The organism is Tenacibaculum maritimum NCIMB 2154 (assembly GCF_900119795.1).
Lineage (GTDB): Bacteria > Bacteroidota > Bacteroidia > Flavobacteriales > Flavobacteriaceae > Polaribacter > Polaribacter maritimus.
The window spans coordinates 1,268,826-1,283,864 of record NZ_LT634361.1; the positions used below are offsets into that span (position 1 = coordinate 1,268,826).

The following is a 15,039-nucleotide window of genomic DNA, read 5'->3' on the forward strand; positions in this document are numbered from 1 at the left end:
GGTTTATCTAAGAGAGTGCTTCTTTTAAAATAGTAATAGGGTGTTTAGCAGTTCGTTTGGTTCCATCGTAAATTTGATGACGACAACTAGTTCCTGCTGCTACAATTTCTACATCAGAGGAACAATTCCTAATTTTAGGAAACAAAGTGTCTTCTCCAACCTGCATACTTACTTCATAATGTTCTTTTTCGTATCCAAAAGACCCAGCCATTCCACAGCACCCGGTATTCATAATGGTTACCTTGTAATTTTTAGGTATGTTTAGAATAGAAAATGAAGCATGGGTACTCGATAATGCTTTTTGATGGCAATGCCCATGAATTTTTAGTTCTTTTTTACTAGCGCTGAATAAAGAAACATCTAGTTTGCCTTTTTGATGCTCAGAGGCTAGAAACTCTTCAATGGTAAAAGTACTTTTTGAAATTTCTTTAGCAGCTACTTTATCATCAGCTAAGCGAATATACTCATCTCTAAAAGTTAAGATAGCAGAAGGTTCTAAACCTATCAAAGGTGTAGCTGGTGTAATTATATTTTTAAAAATAGCTACGTTTTTGTTGGCTATTGATTTTGCTTGATTTAAGAAACCTTTGGAAATATAGCTACGACCGCTTTCTTCATGTTGTATTGTTTTTACTTGATATCCTAATTTTTCTAAGATGATAAAAGCATCTTTACCTATTTCAGTATCATAAAAGTTTGTAAACTCATCGTTGAATAAGTAAACTATGTTATCAGTTTGTTTTAATGGTTGCTTTTTTAACCAAGTGGCTAAGGGTTGCTTAGCTAATCTAGGAACTGCACGTTGCGTAGCAACTCCCATGATTTTTTTAGCTACAGTAGTATTGGTAAGTAAATTAGTTAAATTAGGAAATCTACTACCTAGTTTGTTGTATTTGGCATTATTAGCAAATAACCTACTTCTAAAAGAATATCCGTTTGTTTCTTGATATTGGTATAAGAACTCAGCTTTCATTGATGCTATATCAACATTGCTTGGGCATTCACTAGCGCAAGCTTTACAGCTAAGACATAAATCTAAAACTTGTTTTAATTCTTGAGAATCAAATTTATTCTTTGAGGAATTATTGGTAAGTACTTCACGTAAGGTATTTGCTCTAGCTCTTGTTGTTTCTTTCTCATTACGAGTGGCTCTATAACTAGGGCATAGAGTGCCTCCTGCTTCTGGAGATTTTCTACAATCTCCAGAGCCATTGCACTTTTCTGCTAACCTTAATATACCTTGGCTATCAGAAAAATCTTGAATCGTTTTTATAATAGGTTCTTTTCTATTTACTTCGTAGCGAAGGTTTTTATCCATAGGAAAAGCATCTGTAATTTTTCCTTTATTGAATACATTATTAGGGTCAAACACTTCTTTTATCCTACGTAATAATTGGTAATTTTTATCTCCGATCATCAATGGTATAAATTCAGCACGAACAATACCATCTCCATGTTCTCCACTAAAGGAACCTTTATACTTTTTTACCAATTCAGCAGTTTCGGTTGTTATCTTTCTAAATAAAATAACGTCTTCTCCTTTTTTTAGATTTAAAATAGGTCTTAAATGCAATTCACCAGCCCCAGCATGTGCGTAATAAACAGCATCTTGTTTATATGTTGCCATTATTTGGGTAAATTCTTCTATATACTCAGGTAGATCTTCCAAAGCTACTGCTGTGTCTTCAATACAAGCTACTGCTTTTTTATCCCCAACAATATTCCCTAGTAAACCTAATCCTGCTTTACGTAAATAATGAACTTTATGGATATCATCTCCGTAAACTTTAGGATGGTAGTAACCAAAGTTATTTTTTTGTAAATCGGCAATTAAGTTGTCTGCTAGTATTTCTGCTTCTTCAAGAGTATTAGCGCTTACTTCCAACATTAATACAGCTTGTGGATCTCCTTGTAAAAAGAAACGATTTTTGGCTTGTTCTCGATTATTCTTGGTACAATCAAGAATAACTTTGTCCATTAGTTCACATGTATATAGTTTATGATTCATAGCAATGACAGTAGCTTTTAAGCTTTCGTTGACACTTTTGAAATGTGTGCAAACCATAATACTTTTAGTAGGAGGTAAGTCATCTAATTGAATAGTGATCGCAGTAGAAAAAGCTAATGTACCTTCGCTACCAGATAAAAATTTAGCAGGATTGATAGTGGCATTATTTCCACCGAATAAATCAGATTTAAGGAATTCATCAACAGCATATCCCGTATTTCTTCTATGAATGCTTTCTTTTGGAAACTCATTTTTGATTTCTTGCTGTGTTAGTTCAGAAGAAAGTTCTTGATAAATAGTTTTATAAATATTTCCTTCTAGAGAATTTTCTATAGATTTTTGCTTAAAGTTTTCAGACGATATTTCATGAAAATGAGCAATATTTCCGTCGCTTAGCAGTGTTTCAATAGCAATTACTTTATCGCGAGTAACTCCATAACGTATTGAAGTGCTTCCAGAAGAATTATTACCAACCATTCCTCCAATCATACAACGATTAGAGGTAGATGTATTAGGACCAAAGAATAAACCATATGGTTTTAAAAATCTATTCAAGTCATCGCGAATAATACCGGGTTCTACCGTAATAGTCTTATTTGCTTCGTCGAAGGCAAGTATGTTGGTAAAATATTTAGAAACATCAACAACAATACCATCTCCAACGCATTGACCTGACAATGAGGTACCTGCTGTTCTAGGTATTAGTGTAGTTTTGTTTTTTATTGCAAATTTAATCAACAACTGAATGTCCTTTACATTTTTAGGGTATGCAACCGCTAGTGGTATTTTACGATAAACAGAAGCATCTGTAGCATATAGTGTTTTGTGAAGATTATCAAAGAATAATTCACCTTGTAATGAATTACTTAAAGTGTTTAATATAGTGCTGTTAATCATAATTTTATTATTCTATGGGTATGTTTCTTTTAAAGCCTGTGTCAAAACAAATAAAGGTGTCAGTACCTGCTACACCATTTATTAAGTGAACATTATCATATAAAATTTTTTGTAAATGCTCATTATCTCGAGCAAATATTAAAACAAATATAGCGTAACTTCCAGAAACAAAGTTACATTCTATAATTTCTTCTATTTTAGAAAGTTCTTTCATGACACTTTTAGCAAAGCGGGCCTCTCTTAATTTTATACCTGTGTACGATTTCGTTTTATAGCCTAGTTTTCTTTCATCTAATATAAATTCGGCATTTTTGATGACTCCTTCTTGTGTTAGTTTTTTTATTCTTTGATGGATTAAAGAATTTGAAACTTTTAGTTCTTCTGCTATTTTAGAATAAGGTTTACGAGCATCTAAACGCAATTTTAATAGGATTTGTTTATCGACGTAGTCAAATTGATTATTCATGATTGTTTGTTTGATTAAAGTGATACCGGAAATATTCTTTTTTTAAGTTTTTGTAATCAAATTGATATAAAATGCTGTATATGTATGTAAAATTAACTATATTTATGCTAAGTAAAAAGAAATACAATTTATTTTTGTTTGAAATTTTTAACACAATATAAATGACAACAACAGAAATATTTGATAAGTTATGGGGGGAGTACACTGAAAGAACTCCTTCTGCTCAAAAGATTAAGGATTTATTTACCAATAAAGGAAATGAAGTATATAATGACCATGTTGCATTTAGAACTTTTGATGATAAACGTGTAAATATAGAGGTACTAGCAACACCGTTTATCAAAGCAGGATATAAAGAGTGTGGAGAATATACTTTTGAAGCAAAAAAATTATATGCAAAGCATTATGAGCATGAAACAGATAAAGATGCTCCACGAGTTTTTATCAGTCAATTAAAAACAAAAGAATTTTCGAAAGATTTACAAAATATAGTTGAAGAATTAATTGATAGCATACCTGAAGATCAATTGAAGCCTGAAGAATTGGTTTTTAAAGGACGTTTGTGGGAGCAACCAAGTTTTGAGGTGTATCAGAAATTACAGCTAGAAACAGAATACGCAGCTTGGTTATATGTTAATGGTTTTTGTTCTAATCATTTTACTGTTGATGTAAATAAGTTAAGCACGTTTAGTTCTTTACAGGAAGTTAATGAATTTTTAAAAGAGAATGGATACAAAATGAACACTTCAGGAGGAGAGATAAAAGGAACGCCAGAGCAGTTTTTAGAACAGTCTAGCGTATTAGCTGATCGAATTCCTGTTGAGTTTAAGGAAACAACAAAAGAAATAACATCTTGTTATTATGAGTTTGCTTACCGTCATCCAATGTCTGATGGGGAGCTGTATTCTGGTTTCATAGCAGGTTCTGCAGATAAAATTTTTGAAAGTACAGACATGAAGCTAAAGTAAATAGCTAATTTGATTTTACTATAATATAAAAACACATATTTTTTGGCAAATGAAAAATATGTGTTTTTATATATAGAAGAAAATAGTATGAGACCTATTTGATTGTATATGTAACGAATTAGCTAATTTTCCGTCCTATTTATATGAGTTTATTAAGAGTTTTATTAGCTATTATTTTTCCTCCTTTATCCGTTATAGGAAAAGGTTGCGGATCGTTTATTATTATATTATTATTGACATTTTGTGGCTGGGTACCCGGTGTCATTGGAGCGTTAATCATTTTGAATAATCCTAAATAGTTGCTATAGATAGTTATTGTATTTGATTTCCATTAGTTGCTTTTGAGGACATTTGCAGTAATACAACATGGTTATCATCATTATAGACTCCTAAAACCAAACAGTCGCTCATGAAATTGGCTATTTGGCGAGGCTTAAAATTAATAATAGCGCTTACTTGACGATTTAGTAGATTACTTCTAGTATATAGGTTAGTGATTTGAGCGCTTGCCTTTTTTATACCTAAAGGTCCAAAGTCAATAAGGAGTTGATAAGCAGGTTTGTTAGCTTTTGGAAAATCGTTAACTTGGATGATGGTTCCAATTCTGATATCTACTTTTAAAAATTCTTCAATATTTATATTATTTGTCATCTATTTTTTGAGTTTAAAAAAAAGAGGTGATAGTAAAAGAGTGAGGAGGAGAGAGGTTTAAAGATAAAAAAAAGGCTAAATTTAAAAATTTAGCCTTTTTTTATTTTCTATCTTATTATCTAATTTAACTTAAAGACAATAGGAATGTTATATTTAACATTGGCTGTTTTTCCTTGATGTTTTCCAGGTATGAATGCAGGTAATTTAGCAACCATTCTTTTAGCTTCCTCTTCCAAATCTTGCCCGCCTTTAGGTCCACGCATTTTGATATTGGTAACTTCCCCTTTTTTATCAATAATAAAATTTACCCAAACTCTTCCTTCAATACCTTTAACAGCAGCTTCTTCTGGGTAGTAAAAGTTTTTTTGGATATGCTTAACCATCTTTTGGTTAAAGCAAGCTAAATTTTCATCTCCAGTTTTTCCTTTACAAGCTTTAAATTGAGGTATGCTTTCTACAGTATTAAATGTAATAGCATCTGTAATGACTATCTCTTTTACCTTTTTAAAGGTGTTTTTCTTCTTTTTAATTCTTGACTTGTTTACCTTCTTCTTACTAGCAATGTTATCAGATTTTCCAGGTATTTTAAAAGTAATCGGAATTCCATATCTTACTTTGATAGGTTGTCCATTTTGCCTACCAGGGATAAATTTAGGCAGTTTATTGATAAGTCTTTTTGCTTCTATTTTTAAAAGTTCAGTATTTTGAGGAGATCTTGTAGTTATTTTCTCCACTTTACCCTCTTTGTTGATAATGAACTGGACGAGAACTCTTCCCTCTATTCCTTTAGCAAGGGCTTTAGAAGGATATTTGAAGTTACGTATGATATGACTTGTGATTTGCTCACTAAAACATTTAGACTGCTTTAATAAAGAAACATCTTTACATTTAGAAAATAAAGGAACTTCATCAACAATATTAAAAGGCAATACATCTAGTGCTTTGGTAGTATTAGATGCAATTTCCAGTTTGCCAACGAGCAAATTACTCTTGTCGATACTTGCAATTTGATGAGTTGAACCAACGTTACCTACTCCTGTAGCCTTATCTCTTACTCTTTTTATTCTTCTTCTAGTGGAAACCTCAATAGAAATCTTAGAAGATTTTTTTCCATTAGCTTCTTTTGTATCTTCAACAGCACATTTAGTAATACTATTAGGATCTGCCATAGACTCGTCAGGGCTATCACAAACCTCTTGTGCCATTGCTATGTTACAAATCATAAGGGGAATTACAAAAAGTAAAGAAAATCTCATCATATCGTGTGAAATTATGGGGATTATATAAAAATAAACGGTTCTTTAGGATGTAAATATAAAAAAAAATATTTAAGAATCAAATTCATATAAGAACTTTTTGCGTATAAAACTTTGTAAACTAGTTTTTTGGAAAGGAGGAGTACCTAGTTACTTTTGCTTGAAGGAAGTTTAAAAGTAATAGGAAGTCCATATTTTACTTTTACAATTTTGCCTTGATGTTTACCAGGAATAAATTTAGGGAGTTTAGAAATTAATCTGACAGCTTCCTTTTTTAGTAAGTCAGTTCCCTCGGGACCTTTGTTTTTTATGTTTGTAACATTCCCCTCTTCATCAATGATAAATTGTAGTAAAATTCGTCCTTCAATTTTTTTATCAAAAGCTTTTTTAGGATAGTTAAAGTTACTAAATATATGTCTTGTCATTTGCTTTTCAAAACATTTAGACTGCTTTAACAGAGAAACGTTTTTGCACTTTGGAAATAGAGGAATCTGCTCCACGAGGTAAAAAGGAATCTTTTTTATTGAAGCGATAGCATCGTTTTTTAAAACTAGTTTATTAATTAGTTTATCATTTTCTTTTAAAATAGCTATTTTATGAATGGAGCTACTATCCTTTTCTTTGAGAGAGAGGGAAGTTTGTTTATTTCGTTTTTTTATAACTTTTTTTTGTACGATAGAGTGTTTATTATCAATATTAGCTAAAGCATCTTTTACATCTTCAATAGTACATTTCGTAATATTGTGAATGTCTTCAAAAGGTTCGTTGTTGGGCTCACATTGCTCTTGGGAAGAGCTATTTATACTAAAGAAAATAAAAAAAGGGATACAAAAATAAATCTTCATAATTAGGGGGTGTACTTCATTTTAAATAATAAAGCCACGAAAATACTATTAAATATTTATTACATAAAAAAATAAAATTAAGTTAATGTTAAGTTAATAGAAAAGGTATATGTTACATTTACAGGTACCCCTTTATATTTACCTGCACTAAACTGAGGAAGTTTTAATAGAACTCTATTAATTTCATTTGTTAATATTTTATTTTCGTTAGAGCTCAAAATCTGAGTTTTTTTTACATTCCCTTTGATATCTATGGTAAAACGAATAAATATTTTGTCTTTTGTAGTTATTTCAGAAAATCTTTCGTAGTTGAAGTTCTGATTGAAATGTTTGTTGATACTAGATTTGAAGCATTGTATGTTTTTTTCTTTAGTACTGTACTTGCAATTAGGGAACAGTGGTGGTTCATCAACAGTAACAAACAATATTTCTTTTTGAAGAGAAGGGGTTTGCTTATCCGTGTTAATTTTGGGAAGCGAGTTATTGAAAGGAACTTTTTTGAAAGAAGCTTTCTGCGTATTGATTTTATTAAATCTATGGTGAATTTTTTTTCTTGAATAAGTATGCTGAATACTTGTTTTTTGAGCTTTTTTTGTTGTTTGTAGAGAGGAAGTAGGGGAGGAAGTAGTTTCTATAGCGCATTTGCTGATTTCGATAGCATTAATATCCAATACTATTTGGCCAGAAGATTCGCATCGATTCTGCGCTGTTATTAGGTTAAGGTAAGAAGAAAATAATAAAATAAACATAGCTTTCATTTTGATACATATTTGGGGGTGAAAGATCGAGGTAAATATCAAAAAAAAACGGTGTTTATCTTTTTAAGATACCATTATTACTACTTTAAATAATATGATTAGGAAAGCGCGAAGTTTAACATTTTCTTAAAGTAAAAAGCTCTCAATATTAAATTGAGAGCTTTTATCTTTTCAAAAGAAGTAATTATTTAACGTCCATTAGTTCAACATCAAATATAAGTGTTGCATTAGGAGGAATAACCCCTCCGGCTCCAGCAGCCCCATAAGCTAAATGCGAAGGAATTACTAAGCGTGCTTTATCTCCTACTTTTAATAATTGGATACCTTCGTCCCAACCTGCAATTACTTGACCTACCCCAATGGCAAATTCAATTGGTTGCTTGCGTTTATAAGAAGAATCAAATACAGTTCCGTCTAGTAACTGACCTTTATAATGGACAGCTACGTTAGCTCCCTTAGTAGCTTGCTTTCCGCTACCATTTTGTAAGATTTTATAGCGTAATCCACTTGGTGTTTCATCATATCCAGCGGCAACTGAATCTAACAATTCTTTTTGTTTTGCTTTTTCTGCCGCTTCACGTTTTTCTCTAGCCCCTTCAAAAGACCTAAAAGCTTCCACAGCGTTAAAAGATGTAGCTTCTTCTCCAACGCGAATGATTTCTACTTGCATATCATCTCCTTGTGCTATTGCATCAACAATTTCTTGACCTTCTATGACATTTCCAAAAACAGTATGTTTTCCATCTAACCAAGGTGTTGGTACATGTGTAATAAAGAATTGAGATCCGTTTGTGCCTGGTCCTGCATTTGCCATGGATAGTTTTCCAGGAGCATTGTGTTTTAATTCGGGGTGGATTTCATCATCAAATTTGTACCCAGGATTTCCAGTACCTGTTCCTTGAGGGCAGCCTCCTTGAATCATAAAATCAGGGATGACTCTATGGAATTTAAGTCCGTTGTAATACGGAGTTCCTTGTGGTTTAGCTGAGTTTTCCAAATTTCCTTCAGCTAAAGCAACAAAATTACCAACTGTTCCTGGTGTTTTTTCATATTCTAAATTTACTAAGATCTCCCCTTTAGGAGTTGTAAACTTTGCGTAGATTCCGTTATTCATTATCTTGTTTTTAATTCTATTCTTAAATTTATTTTGAAGCGGATAAAGTTGATAACTCAAAGCTTAATCCTGCATTTATATTACTTGTATTCATATTACCAAAGGGAGCAACCATTTTACCTATAGATGAAAATAAAGAGATGCTAGGAGATATATGGTAACTTATTCCAAGAGATGGGCGAATAACAATTCCTTCACCTGTATCTACCCCAGCTCCGCCAGCAGCTCCAATCATTCCTTCTAAATGTACTCTTAATTTCTCGTCTAAAAATCTAGGACTATATAGCCCTATGCCGACTAATCCGTGAGCGTATCCTCCTGATTTCCCTTTATAAGCAAATCCAGCTTCTCCTATAACATAGAAGGTATTATTTATATCATAGTTAAACTGTATTGCTAATAATTGTAAATCGGTTTTAGGAGCATCTGTTTTAGCAACCTTAAAATAACTTTGATTCAGTAAAGCTATTCTAATGCCTTGCGTATATAAGTTTTGATACTCTTCTGTAGCAAAGTAGGTTCCTCCATTAAAACTAGTATATTTCAATCCAAAACCTAAAGTATAAGCTTCTAAATCTCCTGTAATGGCTCTATAGTATCCCCCATGACTACTTAATGAGAAACGATTAGAAAGTGCTAGGTTAATTCCAGCACTAGGGTACATCATTAAACCTCCCTCAGGAGCAATGCGCCCGCCAGCGGCTCCAATACCTAGTTTACCAAATAAATTAAGCCGTTCAGATAAGTTTAGATGGTAACCAGCACCAAAAAACAAATCCATAAAACCAGCTCGCAATCCTTTGTAAATGGCATCTGTATGAGCGAAAAGAAAGACCTGCTCATTCATATATTTTTGATATTCAAAACCTATTACATATAAGGTTGCTCTTAAAGGAGCTTGTTGATTTGCATCATCTTTTCTAGAGTTTCCAAAAGGGAAAAAGAAATCAAAACGCACTTGTTGCGCATTTTTAATAGCAGCTCGTTTCCAAAGGTTATTTTTAGAAAGTGAAGTATTAATAAATTCTTTTTGTGCTTGTTGATAATCGGTAAAACGTAAAATACTAGGTATCTCAAGAAATAGAGAAATACTGTTACTTTTTATCTTTCCCGAGTAAAAATTTAAATGACTGTATTGAACGCCGAATGAAAATGCCTTTTTTTTATATTGAAAACCTAAATTTGTATTAATAAAGGCACCATCGTTTACTAAATACCTATATCCACCGCCACCCCCAAAGTGGAAATTAGTGTCGAAATATAAGTTTTTGAAAAGGTGTTTATGAATACCGACTTCAATTCCTAATGTAAACAGACCTCCTTGATCTCCAGTGATAGCTGAATGGATAGCAGCTCCACCATATAGCCACTCATTAAATGGGACTTGATAGTGTAATCCCATGAGCCCCATTGTATTTTTTAAGTTAGGGAATGATGAGGTAGGCATTTGCACAGGAATAAAATTGAGACGAACTCTATTTACGAGTTTTTTTCCTTGAAATTCTTCTAAATTTTTTTGCTGACTAAAACAATGGGGCAGTAAAAATAAAAATAATAAAAGAAATCCGATGTTATATGTAATAAAAGCGATACTTCCCCTTATTTTTAAAAGGATAGTATTGCTTTTTTTTATACTAATATAAGTGCAGTATTTCATCTTTTGAATGATGCCCAATTTTAGATAATTAATCAAACTCACTTGTAAAATGCAATTTTACAGAAGGGTATTTACTTTGTGTCATCTGAATTGTAAATTCAGAATCAGCTAAAAACACCAATTGACCTTGCTTATCTTTTGCTAGGTAGCGCTGTTTTACACGTTTAAATTCTTTAAATTCTTCATTTTTTTCATCTTCGGGTTGTACCCAACAAGCTTTGTGTACCTGAATGTTTTCGTAAGTACATTTAGCGCCATATTCATGCTCTAAACGGTATTGAATAACTTCATATTGGAGAGCTCCTACGGTACCTATAATTCTTCTACCATTGATATCCAATGTAAATAATTGGGCTACTCCTTCATCCATTAATTGATCCAAACCTTTATATAATTGCTTAGATTTCATAGGATCTGCGTTATTCACATATCGGAAATGTTCAGGAGAAAAGCTAGGAATACCTTTAAAATTTAGTATTTCACCTTCTGTAAGCGTATCTCCAATTTTAAAATTTCCTGTATCGTGTAAGCCAACAATATCTCCAGGGAAAGATTCATCTATAATTGCTTTTTTTTCTGCAAAAAATGCATTCGGACTAGAAAATTTTACTTTTTTGCCATTTCGAACATGTAAATAGGGAGAGTTTCTTTTAAAAACACCTGAAACAATTTTAATAAAAGCTAAGCGATCTCGATGTTTAGGGTCCATGTTTGCATGAATTTTAAAAACGAATCCTGTTAGTTTTTCTTCTTTAGAATCTACCAAACGTTCCTCCGCTTTTTTAGGTTGAGGTTGTGGAGCAATTTCAATAAAAGCATCTAGCAATTCTTTTACTCCAAAGTTATTTAAAGCAGATCCAAAGAAAACGGGTTGAAGGTTTCCTGCTAAGTATTCTTCTTGACGAAATTTAGGATATACTTCATAAACCAGCTCTAGTTCTTCTCGTAAGGTTTCCGCGGCGCTTTCACCAATTATTTGATCCAATTCAGGGTTCGTAATGTCATTAAATTGAACACCCTCAGAAATAGTTGTCTTATGATCTCCTGAAAATAAATTTATTTTCTTCTCCCAAATATTATAAATTCCTTTAAAATCATACCCCATTCCAATAGGAAAGCTCATAGGGGTAACGTGTAATCCTAACTTTTGCTCTACTTCATCCAATAAATCAAAAGCATCTTTACCTTCTCTATCTAGTTTATTAATAAAAACAAGCATAGGAATGTTACGCATTCTACAAACTTCTACTAGTTTTTCTGTTTGTGGTTCTACTCCCTTGGCAACATCAATAACAACAATAACGCTATCTACGGCAGTTAGCGTTCTGAAAGTATCTTCTGCAAAATCTTTATGCCCAGGAGTATCTAATATATTTATTTTTTTGTCTTTATAAATAAATGCTAATACAGAGGTTGCAACAGAGATACCACGTTGGCGTTCTATTTCCATAAAATCAGAAGTAGCTCCTTTTTTTATTTTATTATTCTTAACGGCACCTGCTTCTTGAATAGCTCCTCCGAAGAGTAATAATTTTTCTGTTAAAGTAGTTTTACCAGCATCTGGATGCGATATAATTCCGAATGTACGTCTCTTCTGTATTTCTTCTAAAAAACTCATCTATAAATTTTAAGGTTGCAAAGATACGTTTTAAACTGGAACTGTTCAAAGGATTAATTGTTGAACTAATATCATTTTTGTAAGTTTGCCTCTCGTAAAATGAATATATGGAAGAACAAGTAATTTTGGTAGATGAGCATGACAATCAGTTAGGATTGATGCCAAAGATGGAAGCTCATGAGAAGGCACTATTGCATAGGGCATTTTCTGTATTTGTATTTAACGATAAAAAAGAATTGTTGTTACAGCAAAGAGCAGCAGACAAATATCATTCTCCTTTATTGTGGACGAATACTTGTTGTTCTCATCAAAGAAATGGAGAGAGTTCTTTAGAAGCAGGAAGGAGAAGGTTGCAGGAAGAAATGGGATTCACTTGTGAATTGGAAGAAGTTTTTTGGTTTATATACAAAGCTCCATTTGATAATGGATTAACAGAGCATGAGCTAGATCATGTAATGATAGGAAAGTATAATGATAAACCAATCATAAACAAGGAAGAAGTTGCCGCTTATAAATGGATGCGTTTAGAAGAAGTAAAAGAAGATATAAAAAGGAAACCAGCAATATATACAGAATGGTTTAAAATCATATTTAAAGAGTCATATTCAAAATTAGTAAATGCCTAGAGTAACTGTACATAGAAAAGCTCATTTTAATGCAGCACATAGATTACATAGAGAAGATTGGTCAGAGGAAAAAAATAATCTTTTTTTTGGGAAATGTAGCAATCCAAACTATCATGGGCATAATTATGAATTGATTGTTTCATTAACAGGAGAAGTAGATAAGGAAACAGGTTTTGTTTACGATTTAGGAAAACTTAAAAAATTAATAGAAGAAGAAATAGAAGAAGCTTTTGATCATAAGAATTTAAATATCGAAGTGACGGAGTTTAAAGACTTGAATCCAACAGCTGAAAATATCGCAATTGTAATTTATAACAAATTGCGTGTAAAGATTTTAAAAAAACTCGACTTAAAGATTACATTATATGAAACCCCAAGAAATTACGTAAGTTATAGCGGAGAATAATTATATGAAGATAGATCAGTTGTTAAAATTTGAGCCAATTTTAAAAGAGAAAGTTTGGGGAGGAGAAAAATTAATAAAACTTCTTAATAAAAAAGATTCTAGAAAAAATATAGGTGAAAGTTGGGAAATATCAGACATAGGAAAGGATGTTTCTGTGGTAGCAACAGGAAATTATAAAGGTGCTTCATTAACTGAATTGATTCAAGAATATAAAGGAAATTTAGTAGGGGAGAAAGTATATCAGCAATTTGGAGATAAGTTTCCTCTATTAGTTAAGTTCATAGATGCTAAAAAAACATTAAGTATTCAGTTACATCCTAACGATGAATTGGCTAAAAAAAGACACCATTCTTTTGGTAAAACAGAGATGTGGTATATTATGCAGGCTGATAAGTATGCAAACTTAATTGTGGGATTTAAAAAGGATTCGAATACAGAAGAATATCTACATCACTTGAATAATAAGTCTTTGCTAGGTATTTTAAATGTAGATGAAGTAAAAAAAGGAGATGTTTATTTTATACCTACAGGAACTATTCACGCGGTTGGAGCGGGGGTACTATTAGCAGAAATACAGCAACGATCAGATATCACTTACAGAGTGTATGACTGGGATCGGAAAGATATTAACGGCGGTTATAGAGATTTGCATACGACGGAAGCGTTAGCTGCCATTGATTATAAAGCGAAAAAAAGGTATAACCAAGTGTATGATAAAATTGAGAATAAATCTTCGGAAATTGTATCATGTCCTTATTTTACCTCTAATATACTTTCAGTAACTCAGGAATTAAAAATAAATAATAGTACCAAGGATTCTTTTGTGATTTATATGTGTGTAGAGGGAGCAGTTTCTTTTATTTACAAAAATCAGATAGAAAAGCTACAAAAAGGTGAAACTATTTTAATCCCAGCAAATGTAAGCGAGATGGAAATCACTGCAATTATACCTTCTGAATTGCTGGAGGTTTATATAAAATAGGTTCAAAGGAATAGTTAATGAACCTATTTTAATTTAACTTTCTTAAGAGGCATTCTTAAAAGTATAGCCATATATTGCTTTACAAATGATATCTTGGTGTTTTTCCTTTTTCTTAGCTACTGTTATTTTTAATTCTAGCTCAGAATTACTTAATTTTTGGATGTGCTGTTTTACAATGAGCTCATCGTTTAAATAAGCTTTTTTTAAGATGTTAAATTCGAATGATTTTAGATTCGTATTTAAAAGATTGCTGTATGGAGTAACAGACTGACTCGCAGAGAGAGCCACTTTATCATATAAAATGGAAGTTTTTAGTATTTTGTTTTTACTAACCTGTTTTTTATTGACAATAAATTGGAAAGAACTGTGGTGTTTTTTATGTTGCGATTTCATGGTTTTTAAGTATTAAGAGTAAGTAATATTGGTTCAGGTTCATGATTATTAAAAAGATTGCCAGATAAGATAAACATTCGGGTTTTGTAATAATTGCAAACTTGTTTTAAAGAAATGGTTAACGTGTACATAATGATATATTTAAAATTAGTATATAAAAAAAGGTGCCTTTATCAAAAGCACCTTGTAGATTTATTATTATAGAAATTCTTTGTGTTTAAAAGAAACAATTTACAGTGCTTTTCTCTATGTGCAAACATTTATGAGATTTAGAATAATTATAGCCGCGCATCATGGTAAATGTATTGTGGATAATGACATTTATCTTCTGTTTTAAAATTGCAGTTATATTTGTAAATTCTTTCATTGAGTCAAATGTATAAAATTAATTGAA

Annotated in this window: 15 protein-coding genes; 5 read left to right on the top strand and 10 right to left on the bottom strand. The window is 31.8% G+C overall.

Annotation, left to right across the window (positions count from 1 at the left end; translation table 11 throughout):
- Positions 1 to 7: 7 nt before the first annotated feature.
- Positions 8 to 2,905: an FAD-binding and (Fe-S)-binding domain-containing protein gene (locus MARIT_RS05840; RefSeq protein WP_100211039.1), complete on the bottom strand. Its 2,898-nt coding sequence runs from the start codon at positions 2,903 to 2,905 to the stop codon at positions 8 to 10.
- Positions 2,906 to 2,912: 7 nt separating this feature from the next.
- Complete coding sequence (locus MARIT_RS05845) at positions 2,913 to 3,371, bottom strand: Lrp/AsnC family transcriptional regulator (RefSeq protein ID WP_024741590.1); 459 nt, start codon at positions 3,369 to 3,371, stop codon at positions 2,913 to 2,915.
- A gap of 161 nt (positions 3,372 to 3,532) precedes the next feature.
- Between MARIT_RS05845 and MARIT_RS05850 the strand changes: the two genes are divergently transcribed.
- Positions 3,533 to 4,339, top strand: coding sequence for a DUF1338 domain-containing protein (locus MARIT_RS05850; protein WP_100211040.1), 807 nt, complete (start codon positions 3,533 to 3,535; stop codon positions 4,337 to 4,339).
- Between the two features lie 143 nt (positions 4,340 to 4,482).
- Positions 4,483 to 4,638, top strand: a complete 156-nt coding sequence (locus MARIT_RS05855) for a YqaE/Pmp3 family membrane protein (protein ID WP_084339880.1) — start codon at positions 4,483 to 4,485, stop codon at positions 4,636 to 4,638.
- A 13-nt stretch (positions 4,639 to 4,651) separates the two neighbouring features.
- On the opposite strand, the gene MARIT_RS05860 is transcribed toward MARIT_RS05855, so the two are convergent.
- From MARIT_RS05860 to MARIT_RS05890, 7 genes are all read right to left on the bottom strand, one after another.
- Complete coding sequence (locus MARIT_RS05860) at positions 4,652 to 4,990, bottom strand: tRNA-binding protein (RefSeq protein ID WP_024741592.1); 339 nt, start codon at positions 4,988 to 4,990, stop codon at positions 4,652 to 4,654.
- Positions 4,991 to 5,109: 119 nt separating this feature from the next.
- The gene (locus MARIT_RS05865) at positions 5,110 to 6,213 is read right to left on the bottom strand and encodes an energy transducer TonB (RefSeq protein WP_162288606.1); all 1,104 of its coding nucleotides are present in this window, start codon (positions 6,211 to 6,213) and stop codon (positions 5,110 to 5,112) included.
- A 179-nt stretch (positions 6,214 to 6,392) separates the two neighbouring features.
- On the bottom strand, positions 6,393 to 7,091 hold the full coding sequence (locus MARIT_RS05870) for an energy transducer TonB (protein ID WP_024741594.1): 699 nt from the start codon (positions 7,089 to 7,091) through the stop codon (positions 6,393 to 6,395).
- Between the two features lie 77 nt (positions 7,092 to 7,168).
- The gene (locus MARIT_RS05875; RefSeq protein ID WP_157926209.1) at positions 7,169 to 7,840 is read right to left on the bottom strand and encodes an energy transducer TonB; all 672 of its coding nucleotides are present in this window, start codon (positions 7,838 to 7,840) and stop codon (positions 7,169 to 7,171) included.
- A 193-nt stretch (positions 7,841 to 8,033) separates the two neighbouring features.
- Positions 8,034 to 8,963: a peptidylprolyl isomerase gene (locus MARIT_RS05880; RefSeq protein ID WP_024741596.1), complete on the bottom strand. Its 930-nt coding sequence runs from the start codon at positions 8,961 to 8,963 to the stop codon at positions 8,034 to 8,036.
- A 28-nt stretch (positions 8,964 to 8,991) separates the two neighbouring features.
- Positions 8,992 to 10,410, bottom strand: a complete 1,419-nt coding sequence (locus MARIT_RS05885) for a hypothetical protein (RefSeq protein ID WP_231975200.1) — start codon at positions 10,408 to 10,410, stop codon at positions 8,992 to 8,994.
- A gap of 238 nt (positions 10,411 to 10,648) precedes the next feature.
- Positions 10,649 to 12,238, bottom strand: a complete 1,590-nt coding sequence (locus MARIT_RS05890; RefSeq protein ID WP_024741598.1) for a peptide chain release factor 3 — start codon at positions 12,236 to 12,238, stop codon at positions 10,649 to 10,651.
- 107 nt (positions 12,239 to 12,345) lie between these two features.
- Here MARIT_RS05890 and idi point away from each other — a divergent pair, with 107 nt between their 5' ends.
- The 3 genes from idi to MARIT_RS05905 are packed head-to-tail and all read left to right on the top strand — an operon-like array spanning position 12,346 to position 14,252.
- Complete coding sequence (idi, locus tag MARIT_RS05895) at positions 12,346 to 12,864, top strand: isopentenyl-diphosphate Delta-isomerase (RefSeq protein ID WP_024741599.1); 519 nt, start codon at positions 12,346 to 12,348, stop codon at positions 12,862 to 12,864.
- Entirely contained in the window at positions 12,857 to 13,270 is a 414-nt protein-coding gene (locus MARIT_RS05900) for a 6-pyruvoyl trahydropterin synthase family protein (protein ID WP_024741600.1), read from the top strand. Before idi ends, MARIT_RS05900 begins: the two co-directional genes overlap by 8 nt.
- Before the next feature lie 4 nt (positions 13,271 to 13,274).
- Positions 13,275 to 14,252 carry a type I phosphomannose isomerase catalytic subunit gene (locus MARIT_RS05905; protein WP_100211041.1) on the top strand — a complete coding sequence of 326 codons (978 nt, stop codon included), beginning with the start codon at positions 13,275 to 13,277 and terminating at the stop codon, positions 14,250 to 14,252.
- 42 nt (positions 14,253 to 14,294) lie between these two features.
- On the opposite strand, the gene MARIT_RS05910 is transcribed toward MARIT_RS05905, so the two are convergent.
- Complete coding sequence (locus tag MARIT_RS05910) at positions 14,295 to 14,645, bottom strand: hypothetical protein (RefSeq protein WP_024741602.1); 351 nt, start codon at positions 14,643 to 14,645, stop codon at positions 14,295 to 14,297.
- Positions 14,646 to 15,039: the final 394 nt, after the last annotated feature.